Origin of the sequence: Streptomyces sp. CS113, assembly GCF_002188365.1 — a bacterium.
GTDB lineage: Bacteria > Actinomycetota > Actinomycetes > Streptomycetales > Streptomycetaceae > Streptomyces > Streptomyces tendae.
Window position 1 is genome coordinate 4,135,831 of sequence record NZ_KZ195574.1, and the last position, 17,094, is coordinate 4,152,924.

General features: G+C 74.0%; 16 protein-coding genes and 1 pseudogene. 2 read left to right on the forward strand and 15 right to left on the reverse strand.

The annotated features are described in order from the left end of the window. Positions 1 to 67: 67 nt before the first annotated feature. Entirely contained in the window at positions 68 to 1,018 is a 951-nt protein-coding gene (locus B9W62_RS18210) for a LysR family transcriptional regulator (protein WP_087808132.1), read from the forward strand. Positions 1,019 to 1,042: 24 nt separating this feature from the next. Continuing rightward, positions 1,043 to 1,257 (forward strand): annotated as a pseudogene (locus B9W62_RS40755) (ATP-binding protein); the annotation flags it as partial. On the opposite strand, the gene B9W62_RS18220 reads toward B9W62_RS40755, so the two are convergent. The 15 genes from B9W62_RS18220 to B9W62_RS18290 form a co-directional block, all read right to left on the reverse strand. After that, complete coding sequence (locus tag B9W62_RS18220; RefSeq protein ID WP_087808133.1) at positions 1,227 to 1,892, reverse strand: response regulator; 666 nt, start codon at positions 1,890 to 1,892, stop codon at positions 1,227 to 1,229. The pseudogene B9W62_RS40755 and the gene B9W62_RS18220 sit on opposite strands and share 31 nt — an antisense overlap. Continuing rightward, on the reverse strand, positions 1,889 to 3,313 hold the full coding sequence (locus B9W62_RS18225) for a sensor histidine kinase (RefSeq protein WP_087808134.1): 1,425 nt from the start codon (positions 3,311 to 3,313) through the stop codon (positions 1,889 to 1,891). Before B9W62_RS18225 ends, B9W62_RS18220 begins: the two co-directional genes overlap by 4 nt. A gap of 13 nt (positions 3,314 to 3,326) precedes the next feature. After that, complete coding sequence (locus B9W62_RS18230) at positions 3,327 to 4,010, reverse strand: response regulator (RefSeq protein ID WP_087808135.1); 684 nt, start codon at positions 4,008 to 4,010, stop codon at positions 3,327 to 3,329. Next, positions 4,007 to 5,386 carry a sensor histidine kinase gene (locus B9W62_RS18235; protein WP_087808136.1) on the reverse strand — a complete coding sequence of 460 codons (1,380 nt, stop codon included), beginning with the start codon at positions 5,384 to 5,386 and terminating at the stop codon, positions 4,007 to 4,009. The genes B9W62_RS18230 and B9W62_RS18235 overlap by 4 nt, the downstream gene beginning before the upstream one ends. Further along, positions 5,379 to 6,587 carry an acyltransferase family protein gene (locus B9W62_RS18240; RefSeq protein ID WP_087808137.1) on the reverse strand — a complete coding sequence of 403 codons (1,209 nt, stop codon included), beginning with the start codon at positions 6,585 to 6,587 and terminating at the stop codon, positions 5,379 to 5,381. The genes B9W62_RS18235 and B9W62_RS18240 overlap by 8 nt, the downstream gene beginning before the upstream one ends. Then, the gene (locus tag B9W62_RS18245; RefSeq protein WP_087808138.1) at positions 6,580 to 7,569 is read right to left on the reverse strand and encodes an alpha/beta hydrolase; all 990 of its coding nucleotides are present in this window, start codon (positions 7,567 to 7,569) and stop codon (positions 6,580 to 6,582) included. The genes B9W62_RS18240 and B9W62_RS18245 overlap by 8 nt, the downstream gene beginning before the upstream one ends. A 333-nt stretch (positions 7,570 to 7,902) precedes the next feature. Next, positions 7,903 to 8,832 carry an alpha/beta hydrolase gene (locus B9W62_RS18250; RefSeq protein ID WP_087808139.1) on the reverse strand — a complete coding sequence of 310 codons (930 nt, stop codon included), beginning with the start codon at positions 8,830 to 8,832 and terminating at the stop codon, positions 7,903 to 7,905. Between the two features lie 185 nt (positions 8,833 to 9,017). Further along, the gene (gene kynU, locus B9W62_RS18255) at positions 9,018 to 10,250 is read right to left on the reverse strand and encodes a kynureninase (protein ID WP_087808140.1); all 1,233 of its coding nucleotides are present in this window, start codon (positions 10,248 to 10,250) and stop codon (positions 9,018 to 9,020) included. Beyond that, the gene (locus B9W62_RS18260; protein WP_087808141.1) at positions 10,243 to 11,058 is read right to left on the reverse strand and encodes a tryptophan 2,3-dioxygenase; all 816 of its coding nucleotides are present in this window, start codon (positions 11,056 to 11,058) and stop codon (positions 10,243 to 10,245) included. The genes kynU and B9W62_RS18260 overlap by 8 nt, the downstream gene beginning before the upstream one ends. 151 nt (positions 11,059 to 11,209) lie before the next feature. Then, complete coding sequence (locus tag B9W62_RS18265; RefSeq protein WP_087808142.1) at positions 11,210 to 11,623, reverse strand: DUF3151 domain-containing protein; 414 nt, start codon at positions 11,621 to 11,623, stop codon at positions 11,210 to 11,212. Between the two features lie 286 nt (positions 11,624 to 11,909). Continuing rightward, positions 11,910 to 13,367, reverse strand: a complete 1,458-nt coding sequence (locus tag B9W62_RS18270; RefSeq protein WP_087808143.1) for an MFS transporter — start codon at positions 13,365 to 13,367, stop codon at positions 11,910 to 11,912. A gap of 124 nt (positions 13,368 to 13,491) precedes the next feature. Then, complete coding sequence (fbaA, locus tag B9W62_RS18275) at positions 13,492 to 14,523, reverse strand: class II fructose-bisphosphate aldolase (RefSeq protein WP_087808144.1); 1,032 nt, start codon at positions 14,521 to 14,523, stop codon at positions 13,492 to 13,494. A gap of 200 nt (positions 14,524 to 14,723) precedes the next feature. After that, complete coding sequence (gene pyrE / locus B9W62_RS18280) at positions 14,724 to 15,272, reverse strand: orotate phosphoribosyltransferase (RefSeq protein WP_087808145.1); 549 nt, start codon at positions 15,270 to 15,272, stop codon at positions 14,724 to 14,726. A gap of 9 nt (positions 15,273 to 15,281) precedes the next feature. After that, complete coding sequence (locus B9W62_RS18285) at positions 15,282 to 16,079, reverse strand: aldose epimerase family protein (protein WP_087808146.1); 798 nt, start codon at positions 16,077 to 16,079, stop codon at positions 15,282 to 15,284. A gap of 125 nt (positions 16,080 to 16,204) precedes the next feature. Further along, complete coding sequence (locus tag B9W62_RS18290) at positions 16,205 to 17,059, reverse strand: SRPBCC domain-containing protein (RefSeq protein ID WP_179235545.1); 855 nt, start codon at positions 17,057 to 17,059, stop codon at positions 16,205 to 16,207. Between the last annotated feature and the right edge of the window lie 35 nt (positions 17,060 to 17,094).

The following is a 17,094-nucleotide window of genomic DNA, read 5'->3' on the forward strand; positions in this document are numbered from 1 at the left end:
CCGCCCCGCGATCCAACAACGCGCGAGCAACGCCGACAACCTTCGGTTGTCGCCTAGGGTGGGAGCGATGGATCTCGACGTGGCCCAGATACGTGCCTTCGTGCACACCGCCGAGGAACTGCACTTCGGCCGGGCGGCCGGGACGCTCGCGATCTCCCAGCAGGCACTGTCCAAGAGAATCGCGCGGTTGGAGTCACTCCTCGGCACCGAGCTCTTTCGGCGCGGCGGCAACGGGGTACGCCTCACTGACGCCGGACGGCGCTTCCTCGCACCGGCCCGGCAGACCGTGGCCGCCGCCGACGCCGCGGTCGCGGCGGTGTCCGGCACACGACACCCGCTGCGCGTGGACGTCTGGGGCCACCTCTACGCACCGATGCGGACCCTGGCCCAGGTCGCCGGACGAGCCGGGGAACTCGCGCTGGGGCACGGACGCGATCTGGCATCCGTGACGGCGGCGTTGACGCACGGCGACATCGACGCGGGTTTCGGCCGAGTCCACCCCCCGCTGCCCACCGGCCTCGCCCACCGCCTCGTCCGCCTCGAACCGGTGGACGCCGTCCTGAGCACGGGCCACCGGCTGGCAGCCGAACCCGCGTTGCGGCCGGACCAGCTGCGCGACAGCACCCTGTGGGCGCCCGGCGCACTCGACCGGCTCGACTTCCTCCACCGGTTCGCCGACCGCTTCGGCATCCGGAACACGGCCACCAGCGTCAACCTCGGGCTCGCCCACTTCCTCACCGAGGTGGCGGAGGATCCGGGACGCTTCTCGCTGGTACCCGCCGACACGCCACTGCCGGAGGTTTCGGGGTTGCGCTCCGTTCCCCTGGTGGATCCGACGCCGCTGTACGCGTGGTCACTGCTCTGGCGCACCGGAAGCGGGCACCCGGGCCTGAACCGCCTCGCCACCGCGTGCGCGGAGGAAGCCGGACGAAGGCGATGGCTGGAGTACGACCCGGCCCGCGACTGGTTGCCCGAACCGCCCACAGAACTCACGCCCCGGGCCGGGAGCCCCGCTTGACGCCCTCGACGAAGGCGACGAAGGCGGCTCGGCGCGGGGGACGCGGACCCCGGACCGCCCGACGCACCCGCCCGGTTGGCGGACGTGACCGACGAGGAGAGCGGCCGGGGGCTCGCCCTTGTGAGAGCCTGCTCCGACCTGGGGGGTGGCAGCCGCTCTCCCCGTTCGGCAACCGGCGCAAGTACGTGTGGTGCGGACTCGGCGCCCCTCAGCCCGGCGTCACCAGCCGCGCCTCGTAGGCGAAGACCGCCGCCTGGGTACGGTCGCGCAGGCCCAGCTTCACCAGGATGCGGCTGACGTGGGTCTTGATCGTCGACTCGGCGACCACGAGGCGCTCGGCGATCTCAGCGTTGGACAGGCCCTGCGCGATCAGGACCAGGACCTCCGTCTCGCGCTCCGTCAGGTCGCCGTATGCCGCATGCGCCCCGGACATCGGGCGCGGGGCGTCGGAGAGCTTGGAGAACTCGGTGATCAGGCGCTTGGTGATGGAAGGCGCCAGGAGGGCCTCGCCCGCCGCCACCACCCGGACGCCGTCCGCGAGCTGGCGGGCCGAGGCGTCCTTGAGGAGGAAGCCGGACGCGCCCGCGCGCAGCGCCTGGTACACGTACTCGTCGAGGTCGAAGGTGGTCAGCACCAGCACCTTGGACGTGCTGTCCGCCGCCACGATCTCCCGGGTCGCCTCGATGCCGTTCAGCTCGGGCATGCGGATGTCCATCAGGACGACGTCCGGGGCCAGCTCGCGGACCTTCGCCACCGCCTCCCGGCCGTTGACCGCCTCGCCGGCGACCTCGATGTCCGGCATCGCGTTCAACAGGACCGAGAAGCCCTCGCGCACCATCATCTGGTCGTCGGCGATCAGTACGCGGATCGTCATGCGTCATCCTCGGTCCGGGCGGCGACCGGGAGGAACACCGCCACCTCGTATCCCGCGTCGTCCGTCGGGCCCGCCATCATCTCGCCGTTCAGCATCGAGACGCGTTCACGCATGCCGGTGATGCCGTGTCCGGCGCCGGGCGACGGTTTGACCAGGGTGTTCCGCGGGACGGCGGTGTTGACGATGCGCAGGCCCAGGCCGCCCAGGACGTAGGAGACCTCGACGCGGGCCGTCGCGCCGGGCGCGTGGCGCAGGCTGTTGCTCAACGCCTCCTGCACGATCCGGTACGCCGACAGCTCCACCCCGGGCGGCAGCTCGCGCACCGCGCCGGTCACCGCCTTGTCCACGGCCAGACCCGCGTCGCGGACGTTGGCGAGCAGGGCGTCCAGGTCGGCGAGGGTCGGCTGCGGGGCGTCCGGCGCCTCGTAGTCCTCGGCGCGGACGACTCCCAGGACGCGGCGCAGCTCGGTGAGGGCCGCCACCGCGTTCTCCCGGATGGTGGCGAAGGCCCGCTCCAGCTCCTCCGGCGGATTCTCCACCCGGTAGGGCGCGGCCTCCGCCTGGATGGCGACCACCGACATGTGATGGGCGACCACGTCGTGCAGCTCGCGGGCGATGGTCGTGCGCTCCTCGAGCAGGGTGCGGCGGGAGCGCTCGTGCGCCGTGACCGTCTGCTGGGCGGTCACCTCCTTGCGGGCGGTCTGCCGTATGTGCCAGAGACAGACCACGAGCAGGGCGAACGCGGACGTCACCATCATGGGCCCGCTGTTCGTGTAGTAGTACGACCCGCCGAAGAAGGCGTCCGCGAGGAAGCCGTACACGCACGTCAGGACCCACATCCAGACAGCGGTGCGGGGCCGGGTGCGCAGCGCCACGACGATCAGCACCGCGAGGTGGCAGATGAACGCGCCCGGCATCCAGGGCCAGTCCCACCCGGCGCCGTTGATCAACGCGACCAGCGGCGTCACGGCGAGGGACAGCCAGAACGCGCCGATCGGCCGCACCAGCGTGGCGAGCACCGGGAGGGCGCACAGGATGCCGCTCAGCAGGGCCGGCACGTCGCCGCCGGGCAGGTCGCCCGAGACCGCGCCGACGACGAAGACGAGGAACGCGGTCGCCCCCACCACCGCGTGCGGAAGGTACCGCGCGTCCGACCGCAGCCGGCCTGGCAGCCGGCGGACGAACGGGCCGTCCGTGTGCCGGGGCGGCAGAAGACGGTAGGTGAAGGGGGCGTGGAACAGATCCTGGCGCAGTCCCCGCAGGGAGGTCCGGACCAGCCGGTACTCCTGGCTGCGGGTCCCGCCCTCGTGCTGCTGGTGAGTCGTCTCGGTCACGCTCACACGGTAGGCCGACCGGGAGTGGCCGGTCGTCCCCGTCGAGAGGGGTTCTCGGGCATCCCTCTCAAGTACTACGAGGGCCACAGGACACCGCCCCTCAATACCCGGCGGGGCGCACCAGCCCCGACTCGTACGCGAACACCGCCGCCTGCGTGCGGTCCCTGAGGCCCAGCTTCACCAGGATCCTGCCCACATGGGTCTTCACCGTCTGCTCGGCGACCACCAGACGCTGGGCGATCTCCGCGTTCGACAGGCCCTGCGCGATGAGCGCGAGCACCTCCGTCTCCCGCTCGGTCAGCTCGCCGACGCGGACCTTGAGCGGGGCCCGCGGACGGTCGTCCAGCCGGGAGAACTCCGCGATCAGCCGTCGCGTGATCCCCGGCGCGAGCAGGGCGTCCCCGGCGGCCACCACCCGGACCGCCTCGGCGAGCTGATCGGCGGACGCGTCCTTCAGCAGGAAACCGGAGGCCCCCGCCCGCAGCGCCTCGTACACGTACTCGTCGAGGTCGAAGGTGGTCAGCACCAGCACCCTGATCTCCGGGGTCGCCCCGGTGATGCGCCGAGTGGCCTCGATACCGCCCAGCTCGGGCATCCGGATGTCCATCAGGACGACGTCCGGCGTCAGCTCGGCGACCTTGGCGACCGCGTCCAGGCCGTCCACCGCCTGCCCGATCACCTCGATGTCGGGCTGGGTGTTGAGCAGCACGGTGAAGCCCTGCCGGACCATCTGCTGGTCGTCGGCGATCAGCACACGGATCACGGGGCTGCTGCTGGTCGTCATGGGGAGTCGTCCTCGGTGGAAGGGTCGGGGTAGAGATCGGTGGGCAGGTCGGGGGTATCGACCGGCAGGAACGCAGCCACCTGGTAGCCGCCGTCCGGCAGCGGCTGCGCCGTCAGCGTGCCGTCGAGCATCGCCACCCGCTCCCGCATGCCGAGCAGCCCGTGCCCGGCGCCCTGCGACGGCGCCGGTGTGCGCAACGGCCGGGTGTTGGTGACCACCACCCGCAGCCCGATGGGGAGGTGGATGACGTGGACCTCGGCACTCGCACCCGGCGCGTGCCGCAGCACGTTGCTGAGCGCCTCCTGCACGATCCGGTACGCCGACAGCTCCACGCCGGGCGGCAGGGGTCTGCGTATCCCGCTGCTCTCCGCGCTGACGGTCAGGCCGGCTGCCCGGATGTTCTCCACCAGCGCGTCGAGCCGGTCGAGGGTGGGCTGCGGGGCGTGCGGGGCGGCGGTGTCGCCGCCCTCGGCCGCCTCCAGCGCGTCCGGGTGCTCGGAGCGCAGCACGCCCAGCACCCTGCGCAGCTCGGTGAGCGCCTCCAGCGCGTTCTGCCGGATGCCGGCGAGGTTCTCCCTCAGCTCGTCCGGCGGGTCCTTGACGAGGAGGGGCGCGACCTGGGCCTGGATGGAGATCACCGACATGTGGTGGGCGACCACGTCGTGCAGCTCGCGGGCGATGCGGCCGCGCTCCTCCAGCAGGGTGCGCCGGGCCCGCTCCTCGGCGGTGAGCGAGGTCTGCTCGGCCAGTTGGGTGCGGGCCTCTCTGCGGCCGCGCAGGGCGATGCCGAGGAGGACGACGACCGCGAACAGGATGACCGCGAGCTGGCCGGTCGGGAGGTAGTTCGGGGCGCCCACCATGCCTTGCACGACGTAGGTGGGGAGTGCGGTGAAGACCAACGCTTCCACGGACACCCGGGTCCGGACCCGCAGGGCGAGCAGCAGCATCACGAACAGGTGCCCGATGAGTCCGGCGGCCGTCCAGGGCCAGGTGAACTCGTAGTCGCCCACCACCATCTGCGCCCGCACGGCGAAGGCCCCCACCAGCATGCCCGCCATCGACAGCCACCACGCCGCGACCGGCCGCCACAGCGCGAGCAGCATCGCGCCGGCCTGGGCGAGAGCGACGAGGAAGGCGAAGCCGGGATCGACCCTGCCCTGGTCCCCGAGTTGCGCGGCGGCTCCGAGCAGCACCCCGAGCGCCGCCAGGCACACGATCCCGTGCGGGAACCAGCGCAGCCACACCGACGGCGGCAGCGGGTCGGCCCGCCAGGTCCACAGGTCTTCGTGGAGCACGTGCAGGACGCGTTCGGCCCGGGCCCACAACCAGGCCCGTTGCCGCTTCCCCCATCGCTTCACGGGCTCCACCCTAGACATGGCGTACCCCCGTCGTGGTCGCCCGGCGCTGCGGGCGGTGCGCGCGCACGACCCGGGTACGGCGCCGTCCTCGGCCGCGCTGCTCGAAGGAGCGGAACGTGGCCCAGCAACCGGCCAGGACCAGCGCGAATACCGGGAGCCAGGCGAGCCGGGCCGCGACCCAGTCCAGGCCGTCGGGGGCGGTGTGCAGGCCGGGCAGACGGCCCGCGAGGAGGCCGGTGGCCGTGGTCGCCATCAGTGCCGTCTGGTGCCAGAGGAAGACGGTCATCGCGGAGAGGTTGACCAGCGCGACCGCGGCCCAGGCGACGGGACGCCGCATCCCGCGGCGCAGCCGCTCGCGCAGCAGCAGCGCGAGCCCGCACTGGGCCAGGCCGAAGGTGACGGCGGCCAGGGTCGGCGGGTTGAGGTTCGACACGGACGCGCCTGGCACACCGACCATCGACGCCGGGTAGCCCGCCCAGGCGACGAGCGCCGCGGTCGCGGCCGTGCCCCCGGCGAGGAGGACCCAGCCCGCGCGGCGCCGGTCCAGCTCGCCGCGGGTCCAGGCGGCGCCGAGGGCGTAGGGGACCAGCCAGCCGGCCGCGAGGTTGGTCCAGCCGAGCCAGGCCGGGGCGCCGAGACCGAACCGCAGCAGGTCCACGTGCAGGACGACGACCAGCGGCCACAGCGGATGCAGCCGGGTCAGGAGCGGCGTCGCCGCGGTCAGCGCGGCGAAGACCAGCAGGAACCACATCGGGGACAGCGCCAGCTTCACCAGCGTGTGGACGGTCCCGAAGTCCGCGCCCGTGAGCAGGAGCAGCGCCGCCGTCACCGTCCACAGGGCGAGGACGGCGGCGACCGGCAGGAACAGCCGCGACAGCCGGGCGCTCAGCCAGCCGCCGTAGGACTCGCCGCGGGCCCGGGCCGACGCGTAACCGCGCGTGGCGACGTGACCGCCGACCAGGAAGAACACGGCGAGGGTCTGGAAGGCCCAGGAGACCGGGGCCAGCCAGGGCATGTCCCCCAGGGGGCTGGCCGCGTGCAGGCCGGTGCCGTCGGCGACCAGGGCCGTCACCAGCCAGTGCCCGAGGACCACCCCGAGGATGGCGAAGGCACGCAGGGCGTCGACGGCCCGGTCGCGGTCCTCGGGCGTGGCCGCGTCGATGCGGGCGGCGGCCTCGCGCAGGGTGCCGCGCGCGAGCGCCGGGGTCGGGTCAGTCATGGGTCACCTCCGCGGTCTCGCCCAGGGCGATCCGGGCCAGGTTGGTCAGGGCGGGGGAGCCGGAGTCGAAGTAGTCGCTGTGACCGCCGTCGCCCGCGTCGAAGACCCGGGCGCCGAAGCCCGGGGAGACCGGGTCCGTGCCGAAGCCGACAGTGGTGCCGAAGAGGCCGGCACTGACGTGCGGCATGTGCTCCACCCAGTCGCCGTCGCCCCGCCCCGCCCATATCCGGGCGTCGGAGTGCAGCCCTGCGGCGGTGTCGGCTCCGGTGCCGGGGCTGCCGACCAGGGCGATGTCGGCGACGTCCAGGCCGTGGGCCGCGCGGGCGCAGACCACCGAGCCGTAGGAATGGCAGAGCAGGGCGACGCCCGTGTCCGGGCCGGTGATCCGGCGCAGGTCGCCGACCAGGGCACGCAGCTCGGGAGCGGCCCGGTCGGCGCGGCCGGTCGTGGCGACGGTGGTGCTGACGGTGCCCGGCGTCTCGTAGCCGAGCCACGCCACGACGGCCGTGCGGGTCCCCGCGGGAGCCTCGGCGGCGAGCTGCCGGTGCAGGGCGAGGGCGGCGGCACGGAACCGGCCGTAGGTGTCGAGGCCGGTGTCGGAGCCCGGGACCAGGACGGCGACGCGGTCGGCGTGCGCCAGGTCGCCCAGGACCTCGGTGGCCAGCCCGGCGCCCCGGCCGTCGAAGGCGAGGAGGTGGCGCGACGGGTCGGCCATCGCGCGGTCGGCCGCCGCGCGGTGCCGGTCGCCGTGGTCGGCGGCCATCCGGGCCGCCTCCGCCGCGTTGGCCCGGTTGGCGGCGTACGCCTTGTCCAGCGTGGCGGCCGTCGGGACCCCGAGCGCGGCGGGCGGAGGGGCGGGGATCTCGGGCCGCGCGGCCCCGGAGAGAGGAAGCGCCACGGCACCCGCGATGAGGGCGGCATACCCGGCGCGGCGCCATCGGCCCACGCGCCGCCGCCAACGTACCGTCGTCCCGGGCCCCATGGCCGCTCCCCTCCCGCACGCCCGCCCATCGGGCGCGTATGCAAGGGAAGTTATGAATCGGGCCGGGTAACCCGCGTCCCGCCAGGGAACTCACCTGGCGGGTAGCTCTCAGGTATTACGGGTACGACCGGGACGTCGGGACGTCGGGACGCCAGGACACCGGGACGACACCAGGACACCGGGCACGGCCGCCCGACTGCCGACCGGCCGTCCGTCTGCCGACCGGCCGTCCGTCTGCCGACCGGCCGTCCGTCTGCCGACCGGCCGTCCGTCTGCCGCCCGCCCGTCCGTCTGCCCACCGGCCGTCTGGAGACCGCCCGTCCGCCGGCCGACTCACCAGGCCAGCTGCGCGATCTCCTCCGCCACCACCGCACACGCGTCCGCCGCCGGGTCGATCAGCGGGTAGTGGCCGACGTCCTCCAGCAAGGTCACCCCCACCACCTCCCCGGCCTTGGCCGCCGCGTCCGCGTACGCCTCGGCGACCGCCTGCGGGACGTCCACGTCGGCACGGCCCTGCACGAGGGTCGTCGCGATCCCCGTGGGCAGCAGCAGGGCGGGGTCGGCATACGGGCGGCGCGCGGCGAACAACTCGCCGCCGCCCAGCAGTTGGCGCGCCGCGCCACCGCACACGCCGAGCTGGTCGGCGGCCTCGAAGTCGGCGATCGGCGCGAGCGCGACCACGCCGCGCAGGGGCGCCGGGCGGTCGGTCCGCCACGGGGCGTCCGCGGGCAGCAGGTGCCGGGCGGCCGCCCACAGGGCGAGGTGGCCGCCGGCGGAGTGACCGGTGAGCACCACGCGCCGCGCGTCGGCCCGCGGCAGGTGCCGCCGGACCAGATCGGGGAGGGCGTCCAGTGCGGCGGCCACGTCGTCGAACGTGTCGGGCCAGCGCCCCGCGACGGGATCGCCACCCGCCCCCTCGGCACCGGGCCCCGCATCGGACCCCGCACCGGGCCCTTCCGCACCGCGCCGGTACTCCACACTGGCCACGGCGAAGCCCCGGCGGGCCAGGAAGCCGGCGAACGGGCTGATGTGGCGCCGGTCGTACGGGGCGCGCCACGAGCCCCCGTGCAGGACCACCACGACGGGAGCGGCCTCGCCCGGGCCCGCCCCGCCGCGCGGCACGTAGAAGTCGATCACCTGGTCGGGGTGGTCGCCGTAACCGGCGGTGCTGTCGGGTTCGACCGCCGGGTGGGAGAGGGCCGATTTCTCCTCCGCCGCGTTCCTCGCGGCAGCGGTGCCCGGTTCTGCGGCGGCGTCCGGCATGGTCAACCTCTCAGCGACGGAACGGTGTTGGCGGACCGGAGGAAGAAAAGATTCGGCCGTTGGCGGGACGTTATCAGGCCGGTGACGTGCGCGGACACGGGGATGTGACGCTGGGTGAGGGCCGGAACGGCGCGTCCGGCCCCCGCCCGGCGACGCAGGGCAGGGGCCGGTGCCCCGGCCGCGACTCAGCCGGCCAGCGTCCGGGCCAGCACGCGCGCCGCCCGCTCCACGTCCGCGAAGCCGACGTACAGCGGGGTGAAGCCGAAGCGCAGCACGTCGGGCGCGCGGTAGTCGCCGACCACCCCGCGTTCGATCAGCCGCTTCATCACCTCACCCGCGTCGTCGCAGCGCAGCGCGACCTGGCTGCCGCGCTCGGCGTGCGCCGCCGGGGTCACGGACTCCACGCGGCCGTCCGGGACGTACGCCTCCACGCAGCGCAGGAAGAAGTCCGTCAGCGCCAGCGACTTGGCCCGCACCGCCGCCACCGAGACCCCCTCCTCGTCCCACACGTCCAGGGCCGCCTCCAGGGCGAGCAGGGAGAGGATGTCCGGCGTGCCCACCCGCCCGCGCACCGCACCGGAGGCCGGGGCGTAGTCGGACCGCATGCCGAACGGCTCGGCGTGCGAGTTCCAGCCCGGCAGCGGAGAGTCGAAGCGGGGCTGGAGGTCGCGGCGCACGTACAGGTACGCGGGTGAGCCGGGGCCGCCGTTGAGGTACTTGTAGGTGCAGCCGACCGCCAGGTCGACACCGTGCGCGTCGAGCCCGACCGGCAGCGCGCCCGCACTGTGGCACAGGTCCCAGACCGCGTACGCCCCCGCCGCGTGCACCGCTGCGGTGAGCGCGGGCAGGTCGTGCAGCCGGCCCGTGCGGTAGTCGACGTGGTTGAGCAGTACGGCGGCGGTGCGCTCCCCCCGGTCCGCCAGCGCCGACGGCACCTCGGACGGGGCCACCGGCCGCAGGGTGCACCCCGTCATCCGGGCCGCCGACTCGGCGATGTACCCGTCGGTGGGGAAGGTGGTGGCGTCGACGAGGATCTCGTCCCGTACCGGTCCGGCCGCGGCACCGGTACGGCCGTCGTCCTGCGCCATGCGCACCGCGGCGACCAGCGCCTTGAAGACGTTCACGCTGGTCGAGTCGCCGACCACGACCTGCCCGGCGGCCGCGCCGACCAGCGGGGCGATCCGGTCGCCGATCCGCTCGGGCGCGGTCCACCAGCCGCCCTCCGTCCAGGACCGGATGCGCAGTTCGCCCCACTGGCGCCGTACGACGTCCTCGACGCGGGCGGGGACGTGCGCGGGGAGGGCGCCGAGGGAGTTGCCGTCGAGGTACGTCACGTCGTCCAGGACGAACGACCCCCGCACCGCGGCCAGCGGGTCGGCGGCGTCCAGTTCCTCGGCGGTCCGCTGGAGTTCAGACATACGACCGCGCCGTCCACAGCTCGGGGAACACGTTGTTCCGGGCCCGCTTCTCCAGCCAGGCCACCCCGGCGGAGCCGCCCGTGCCGGTCTTGGAGCCCATCGCGCGCCGGGTGGCGACCAGGTGGTCGTTGCGCCAGCGCCAGACCAGCTCCGCGACGTCGGTGAGGGCCTCGCCGAGGCGGGCCAGCTCGCCGTTCTGGTCGCCGGAGTAGACGGCCGTCCAGGCGGCCTCCACCTCGGGTGCGGCCTCGTACTTCTGGGTGACGTCGCGTTCGAGCACGGCGTCGGGGATGTCGTACCCGCGCCGGGCGAGCAGCCGGACCACCTCGTCGTACAGGCTCGGTTCGTGCAGCGCCTTCTCCAGTTCCGCGTGGACGCGCGGGGCGCCGCGGTGCGGGACGAGCATGGACGCGGACTTGTCGCCGAGCAGGAACTCCAGGCGGCGGTACATCGCCGACTGGAAGCCGGAGCCCTCGCCGAGGGCGGACCGGTAGGAGTTGAACTGGGCCGGGGTGAGCTGCCCCAGCGGGGTCCAGGAGGCGTTCAGCGCCTCCAGCTCCCGTACCGAACGCTTGAGCGCGTCGGTCGCCACCGGGATCCGGTCCTCGCGCAGGGCGCGGGCGGCGGTCTCCCACTCGTGGACGATGACGGTGAACCACAGCTCCATGACCTGGGTCGTGACCAGGAAGACCATCTCTCCGGGGTCGTCCGAGAGGGTGTGCTGGAGGTGGGTGAGCACGTCCGCCTTGACGTAGTCCTCGTAGGGCGTGCTGCCCTCGAAGTCGAGATTCGGGGCGTCGTGGGACATCGCTGTCTCCTGATGTGCACGGGTAGCGGTCCGCCCTGCCGTTACCGGCACGGGGCCCCGGTCCCCAACGGCATCCTCCGCAATCGTCGCAGGAAACCGCAAGGCCCGCCCGCGCACGGCGGACGGGCCCGCGGGTGTGGGGGGGGGCCGGTCAGCCCAGCACCTCGGCCGCGGTCGGCGAGGAGTCCTTGAGGAACTGGCTACAACGCTCGTACTCCTCCTTCTCGCCGATCGCCTGGGCGGCGCGGGCGAGGGCGTGCAGGGCGCGCAGGAAGCCGCGGTTCGGCTCGTGCTCCCAGGGCACCGGGCCGTGCCCCTTCCAGCCGCTGCGGCGCAGGGCGTCGAGGCCGCGGTGGTAGCCCGTACGGGCGTACGCGTACGACTCCACGACGCTGCCCCGCTCGAACGCCTCGTCGGCCAGGCGGGCCCAGGCGAGGGAGGACGTCGGGTACTTCGCGGCGACGTCGGCGGGGGTGGTGCCGGCGGCGAGCAGCTCGCGGGGGCCGGGGTCGTCGGGGAGGTGGGTCGGGGGCGGGCCCCCGAGGAGGTTCTCGTGAATGGACATGGGACAAGTCTGCGGCATCGCCGGGGGCGGCCGGGTGGGGCGGGAGGTGTTGGCCGAGGTGTTGGCTGCGGGTGCGTTGGGGGTGGGCGCGGGGTTTTCCGCGTCGCTCAGGGCGCGGCCGGGGCGGGGCCCTGCGTGACCTCTCGTGCGCGGTTCCCCGCGCCCCTCAAGGGCGTGACCGGAGCGTCGGCCGAAGTGGTGCCCCGCCTCACCTTTCGTGCGCGGTTCCCCGCGCCCCTCGAGGGCGGCACCCGTGTCACCTTTCGTGCGTGGATTGCCGGGGTCCTCACGGGGCTGGGTGGTCTCCCTCCAGTGGGGGTGTCAGTACCGAGCCGTGGGTGCGGCATTCGGGGCGGGGGCAGTCCGGGGCCGGGCGGCGTACCGTCGTGAAGGCGATCACGGAGCCGGCCACCAGCACGCCCGCGCAGATCAGCATCGCCGGTCCGAACGCGTCGTCGAACGCCGACGCCGACCGGTACGCCTCCTCGCCCATGCCGGTGAGCAGCGGCAGCGCGGCGACCGCGACCAGCCCCGCCGCGCGGGCGGCCGCGTTGTTGATGCCGCTGGCCAGACCGGCGCGCGCGGTGTCCACGGCGGCCAGCACGCTCGCCGTCAGCGGCGCCACCAGCGTGACCATGCCGAGGCCGAGCACCAGCAGGGCGGGCAGCACGTCGGCGAGGTACGAGGCGCCCGGGCCGACCCGCAGCATCAGCAGCATCCCGGCGGCGCAGAGCAGGGGCCCGGCGGTGAGCTGGAGGCGCGGTCCGAGCCGCTCGGCGAATTCGCCGGACCGGGCGGAGAGCAGCAGCATCAGGACGGTGGTCGGCAGCAGCGCCGTACCGGCGGCCAGCGCGGACCAGCCGACGACGACCTGGAGCTGGAGCGCGGCGAGGAAGAAGAAGCCGCCGAAGGCCGCGTACACGCACAGCGTGACCAGGTTGACCGCCGTGAACTGGCGGGAGGAGAAGACGTCCAGCGGCATCATCGGGTCGGCGCCGCGCCGCTCGACGGCGACGAAGGCCACGGCGGCCGCCATCCCGGCCACCGCGCTGAGCGCCACCGCCCAGGACGCCGTACGGGCCTCGATCAGCGCGTAGGTGAGCAGCGCGAGGGCCGCCGCGCACAGGGCGGCGCCGAGCACGTCGAAGCGGGTGTGGGCCCGCTCGTCCGAGGACTCGGGGACGTGCCGCAGCGCGACCGGCGCGCACAGCAGCGCCAGCGGGACGTTGAGCAGGAACACCCAGCGCCAGCCCGGGCCGTCCACCAGCCAGCCCCCGAGGAAGGGCCCGACCGCCGCGCCGACGCCCCCGAACCCCGACCACAGGCCCACCGCCCGGCCCCGGTCGTCGGCGTGGAAGGAGGCCTGGATGAGGGCGAGGGAACCGGGCGTGAGCAGCGCGCCGCCGACGCCCTGGAGGGCACGGGCCGCGATCAGCACTCCGGCGTTCGGCGCGAGGCCGCACAGCAGGGAGGCGGCGGCGAACCACAGCACGCCGAGGACGAAGATCCGGCGGCGGCCGAACCGGTCGCCGAGGGCGCCGCCGAGGAGGATCAGACCGGCCAGCGTCACCATGTAGGCGTTGACGGTCCACTGGAGGGCGGCGAGGTCCGCGCCGAGGTCGCGCCCGATGTGGGGCAGCGCGACGTTGACGACGGTCGAGTCGAGCAGGGCCATGCTGGATCCGAGCACGGTGGTGAGCAGGATCCATCTGCCTTGCGGTGAGGCCAGCCGGACGTCGGGCATGGCCCCAGATATACACCCGGGCATCCACCCGGGAACGCGGCGAGCCCGGCGCGTGGGGCGCCGGGCTCGTGCGAAGCGGTCCTACGACCGCGAAACGGTCCTACGACCGGGGTGTCACCCCGGGTTACTTGATCTTCGTACCGGCGGACCGCAGGTGACCGCAGGCCTCGACGACGCGCGCGGCCATGCCGGCCTCGGCCAGCTTGCCCCAGGTGCGCGGGTCGTACGTCTTCTTGTTGCCGACCTCGCCGTCGACCTTCAGGACGCCGTCGTAGTTGCGGAACATGTGGTCGACGACCGGACGGGTGAAGGCGTACTGGGTGTCCGTGTCGATGTTCATCTTGACCACGCCGTTCTCCAGGGCGGTCGCGATCTCCTCGGCGGTGGAGCCGGAGCCGCCGTGGAAGACGAAGTTGAACGGCTTGCTGCCGGCCGGCTGACCGTACTTGGCGGCGACGCCCTCGTTCAGCTCCTTCAGCAGCTCGGGGCGGAGGACGACGTTGCCCGGCTTGTAGACGCCGTGCACGTTGCCGAAGGACGCGGCGAGCAGGTAGCGGCCCTTCTCGCCCAGGCCGAGCGCCTCGACGGTGCGGAGCGCGTCGTCGACCGTGGTGTAGAGGGAGTCGTTGATCTCGTGGGAGACGCCGTCCTCCTCGCCGCCGGTCGGGGTGATCTCGACCTCGAGGATGATCTTGGCGGCGCGGGCGCGCTCCAGCAGCTCGGTGGCGATGGAGAGGTTGTCGGCCAGGGTCTCGGCCGAACCGTCCCACATGTGCGACTGGAAGAGCGGGTTGCGGCCGGCCTTCACCCGCTCCTCGGAGACCGCCAGCAGCGGGCGGACGTACCCGTCGAGCTTGTCCTTCGGGCAGTGGTCCGTGTGCAGCGCGACGGTGACGTCGTACTTCTCGGCGACGATGTGCGCGAACTCGGCGAGGGCGACGGCGCCGGTCACCATGTCCTTGTTGTGCTGGCCGCCCAGGAACTCGGCGCCGCCGGTGGAGATCTGGACGATGCCGTCGCTCTCCGCCTCCGCGAAGCCGCGCAGGGCGGCGTGCAGCGTCTGGGAAGAGGTCACGTTGATGGCGGGGTAGGCGAACTTTCCTGCCTTCGCCCGGTCCAGCATCTCGTTGTAGACCTCGGGAGTTGCGATGGGCATCTGTCCGCTCCTTGTATGTGCGGGTGGGCTCGGCTGCTGCTTATGGCCCTGACCTAGGACTGGGGGGCGACGTCATCGTCGGCCCCATCCTTCCAGACGGAAGGGGAATACCCGAGTGGGCCCCGGGCCCGTCTCGGCCCCTGGTACCCCTGGCACGCCTGGTACCTCTGGTACCCCTGGCACGCCTGGTACCCCTGGTGTCAGTCCAGGCCGAGCTCGTCCTTGTCGTAGGCGTACAGGTACGGCACCCCGGCGCCGTCCTGGATCTTCTCCGCGGCGCCCGTCGCCCGGTCGACGATGGTCACGACGGCGACCACCTCGGCGCCGGCCTCGCGCACGGCCTCGACGGCGGTGAGCGGGGACCCACCGGTGGTGGAGGTGTCCTCGACGACCACGACGCGGCGGCCCTTGATCTCCGGCCCCTCGACGCGGCGCTGTAGCCCGTGCGCCTTGGCGGCCTTGCGGACGACGAACGCGTCCAGCTTCCGGCCCCGCGCGGCGGCGGCGTGCAGCATGCTCGCGGCGACCGGGTCGGCGCCCATGGTCAGCCCGCCCACGGCGTCGAACTCCAGGTCGGCGGTCAGGTCGAGCAGCACCTGCCCGACCAGCGGCGCGGCCTCGCCGTCCAGGGTGATGCGGCGCAGGTCGACGTAGTAGTCCGCCTCCAGACCCGAGGAGAGGGTCACCCTGCCGTGCACCACGGCCTTGTCCTTGATCTGCTGCAGCAGCTCGCCGCGTACGTCCGTCATGCCCCCAGCTTAGAGCCGGGTCCAGCGCCAGGTGGTCGTGGCCTCCAGCGGCTCCAGGGGGGTGACCAGGCGCGGAAGGGTGTTCAGGCCGTTGGGCGGGCCGGTCTGCGGCTCCACGCAGACGGCGGCCTCCTGCTCGTCGTACACCACGACCCACTGCTCCCGGCTGGTCACCTTCAGCTCCAGCCGCCCCGGCCAGGTCAGCGTGACGTCGACGCCGTCCGGCATGCCGAAGCAGTCGTCCCAGGGGCCCGGCTTCGGCTCGACCCGGTTGCCGGTGGGGAGGTGGTCGTCGCCGCGCTCCTCCTGCCAGGCGGGGTCGAAGGCGATCTCCACGCCGGTGCCGGGCTTGTCGTCGAGGGTCCGGTTGAACCAGGGGTGCCAGCCGATCTGCGCCGGGAAGGACGACTCGTAGGTCTCCACGGACATCGACAGCGTGAGCCCGTCCTCGGCGAGCGCGACCACCTGGGTGACGCGTCCGGGGTACGGCCAGGGATCGACGAGGTCGTACGTGAGGACGGCCTCGTCGGCGCTGACGCGGGCGGTGCGCCAGGCGGCGTCGCGGGCGGTGCCGTGGATGGCGTGCGGCGGGGAGTTGAGGGGCATCTGGTGGACCACGGCGCCGTCGCCGAAGCGGCCGTCGCGGATGCGTCCGCACCAGGGGACCATCGGGAAGCAGCCGTAGCGCTCGCCCTGGCGGAGCAGTTCCGTGCCGCCGACGCGGAGTCCGCCGATCCGGCCGCCGTTGCCCGGCAGCACGGTCGCCTCCGCGTCGCCCGCGGTCAGCGTGATGGGTTCGTTACTCACGCCACGACCCTACTGGGGCGATCAAGGGCGCCCCACTCGGCGCCCCACCCGGCGGGGGTCCGGCGGAGGTCCGGCAGGCCCCGGCGGCTCCGCGACGGGCCGGGCCGGGCCCAGCCGGGCCGGGGTCAGCGGCGTCTGCGCAGCGCGCGGCCCACCACGATCGCCGACGCCACGACCAGCGCCGCCGCGGGGGCGGCCCAGCGCAGGGGGGCGCCGACCGCGCTCGCCTGCGGGGCGGGCACGGGGGCGTACCGGCCGCGCGGCGGGGCGTGGTCGACCTCCTCGGCGCTGCGGCCGATCATCGTGCGGCGCGCGTGCGCGGCCTCGGCGGGGGGCGGGAGGGCCGGCCCGTCGTCCGGGTGGTCGCCGCCCGTGTCGTCGCCGCCCGTGTCACCGTCCGTCTCGTGGCCCGTTGCGTCGCCCGTCGCGTCGCCCGCGTCCGTGTTCGCGAGGGAGGACGGGGGGACCTCGGTGTCGAACACGGACGCGGGGCGCGACCCGGATTCCGGCCCCGGCTCCGGCTCCGGTCGTGGTTCGGGTTCCGCCGCGGGGGGTGTGCGCGCCGCCGTGCCCAGGTTCTCGGCGAACCGGGTCAGCAGCCGGGTGGTGGCCGAGGTCACCGACTCCGGCGGCAGCTCCGTGACCCGCCCGTCGGCGGTGGCGGTCCCGGTGAACGTGAGGGTGGCGCCGCCGTCGGCATCACCCGCGCGCAGCGTCAGCGCGAGCGTCACCGCGCCGGTGCCGCGCGACTCGGTGGCGTCGCCCTCGACGGCGTACGTGCCGTCCTCGCGCGCGGACAGGCGCAGGGAGCCGCGGTAGGTGATGGAGTGACTGCCGATGCGCACCTTCAGCCGGCCCGCGACGGGCTCGGCCCCGGCGTCCTGCTGGAGCCCCGGAACCGCGCGGGCGACCCGGACGGGGTCGGCCAGCACCTCCCTGAGCCGCTCGGCCGGAACCGGAACGAACACCTCATGCTCCATGTCACGGCACCCTACCCAGCGGGCGCCCGGAGCAC

What these genes read in the sequence shown, in the direction of transcription:
- B9W62_RS18270 (WP_087808143.1), bottom strand. Translation starts at nt 13,367, where the DNA reads ATGCCCGACGTCCGGCTGGCCTCACCGCAAGGCAGATGGATCCTGCTC.
- fbaA (WP_087808144.1), bottom strand. Translation starts at nt 14,523, where the DNA reads ATGCCCATCGCAACTCCCGAGGTCTACAACGAGATGCTGGACCGGGCG.
- B9W62_RS18235 (WP_087808136.1), bottom strand. Translation starts at nt 5,386, where the DNA reads ATGTCTAGGGTGGAGCCCGTGAAGCGATGGGGGAAGCGGCAACGGGCC.
- pyrE (WP_087808145.1), bottom strand. Translation starts at nt 15,272, where the DNA reads ATGACGGACGTACGCGGCGAGCTGCTGCAGCAGATCAAGGACAAGGCC.
- B9W62_RS18265 (WP_087808142.1), bottom strand. Translation starts at nt 11,623, where the DNA reads ATGTCCATTCACGAGAACCTCCTCGGGGGCCCGCCCCCGACCCACCTC.
- B9W62_RS18290 (WP_179235545.1), bottom strand. Translation starts at nt 17,059, where the DNA reads ATGGAGCATGAGGTGTTCGTTCCGGTTCCGGCCGAGCGGCTCAGGGAG.
- B9W62_RS18250 (WP_087808139.1), bottom strand. Translation starts at nt 8,832, where the DNA reads ATGCCGGACGCCGCCGCAGAACCGGGCACCGCTGCCGCGAGGAACGCG.
- B9W62_RS18210 (WP_087808132.1), top strand. Translation starts at nt 68, where the DNA reads ATGGATCTCGACGTGGCCCAGATACGTGCCTTCGTGCACACCGCCGAG.
- B9W62_RS18240 (WP_087808137.1), bottom strand. Translation starts at nt 6,587, where the DNA reads ATGACTGACCCGACCCCGGCGCTCGCGCGCGGCACCCTGCGCGAGGCC.
- B9W62_RS18220 (WP_087808133.1), bottom strand. Translation starts at nt 1,892, where the DNA reads ATGACGATCCGCGTACTGATCGCCGACGACCAGATGATGGTGCGCGAG.
- B9W62_RS18245 (WP_087808138.1), bottom strand. Translation starts at nt 7,569, where the DNA reads ATGGGGCCCGGGACGACGGTACGTTGGCGGCGGCGCGTGGGCCGATGG.
- B9W62_RS18230 (WP_087808135.1), bottom strand. Translation starts at nt 4,010, where the DNA reads ATGACGACCAGCAGCAGCCCCGTGATCCGTGTGCTGATCGCCGACGAC.
- kynU (WP_087808140.1), bottom strand. Translation starts at nt 10,250, where the DNA reads ATGTCTGAACTCCAGCGGACCGCCGAGGAACTGGACGCCGCCGACCCG.
- B9W62_RS18260 (WP_087808141.1), bottom strand. Translation starts at nt 11,058, where the DNA reads ATGTCCCACGACGCCCCGAATCTCGACTTCGAGGGCAGCACGCCCTAC.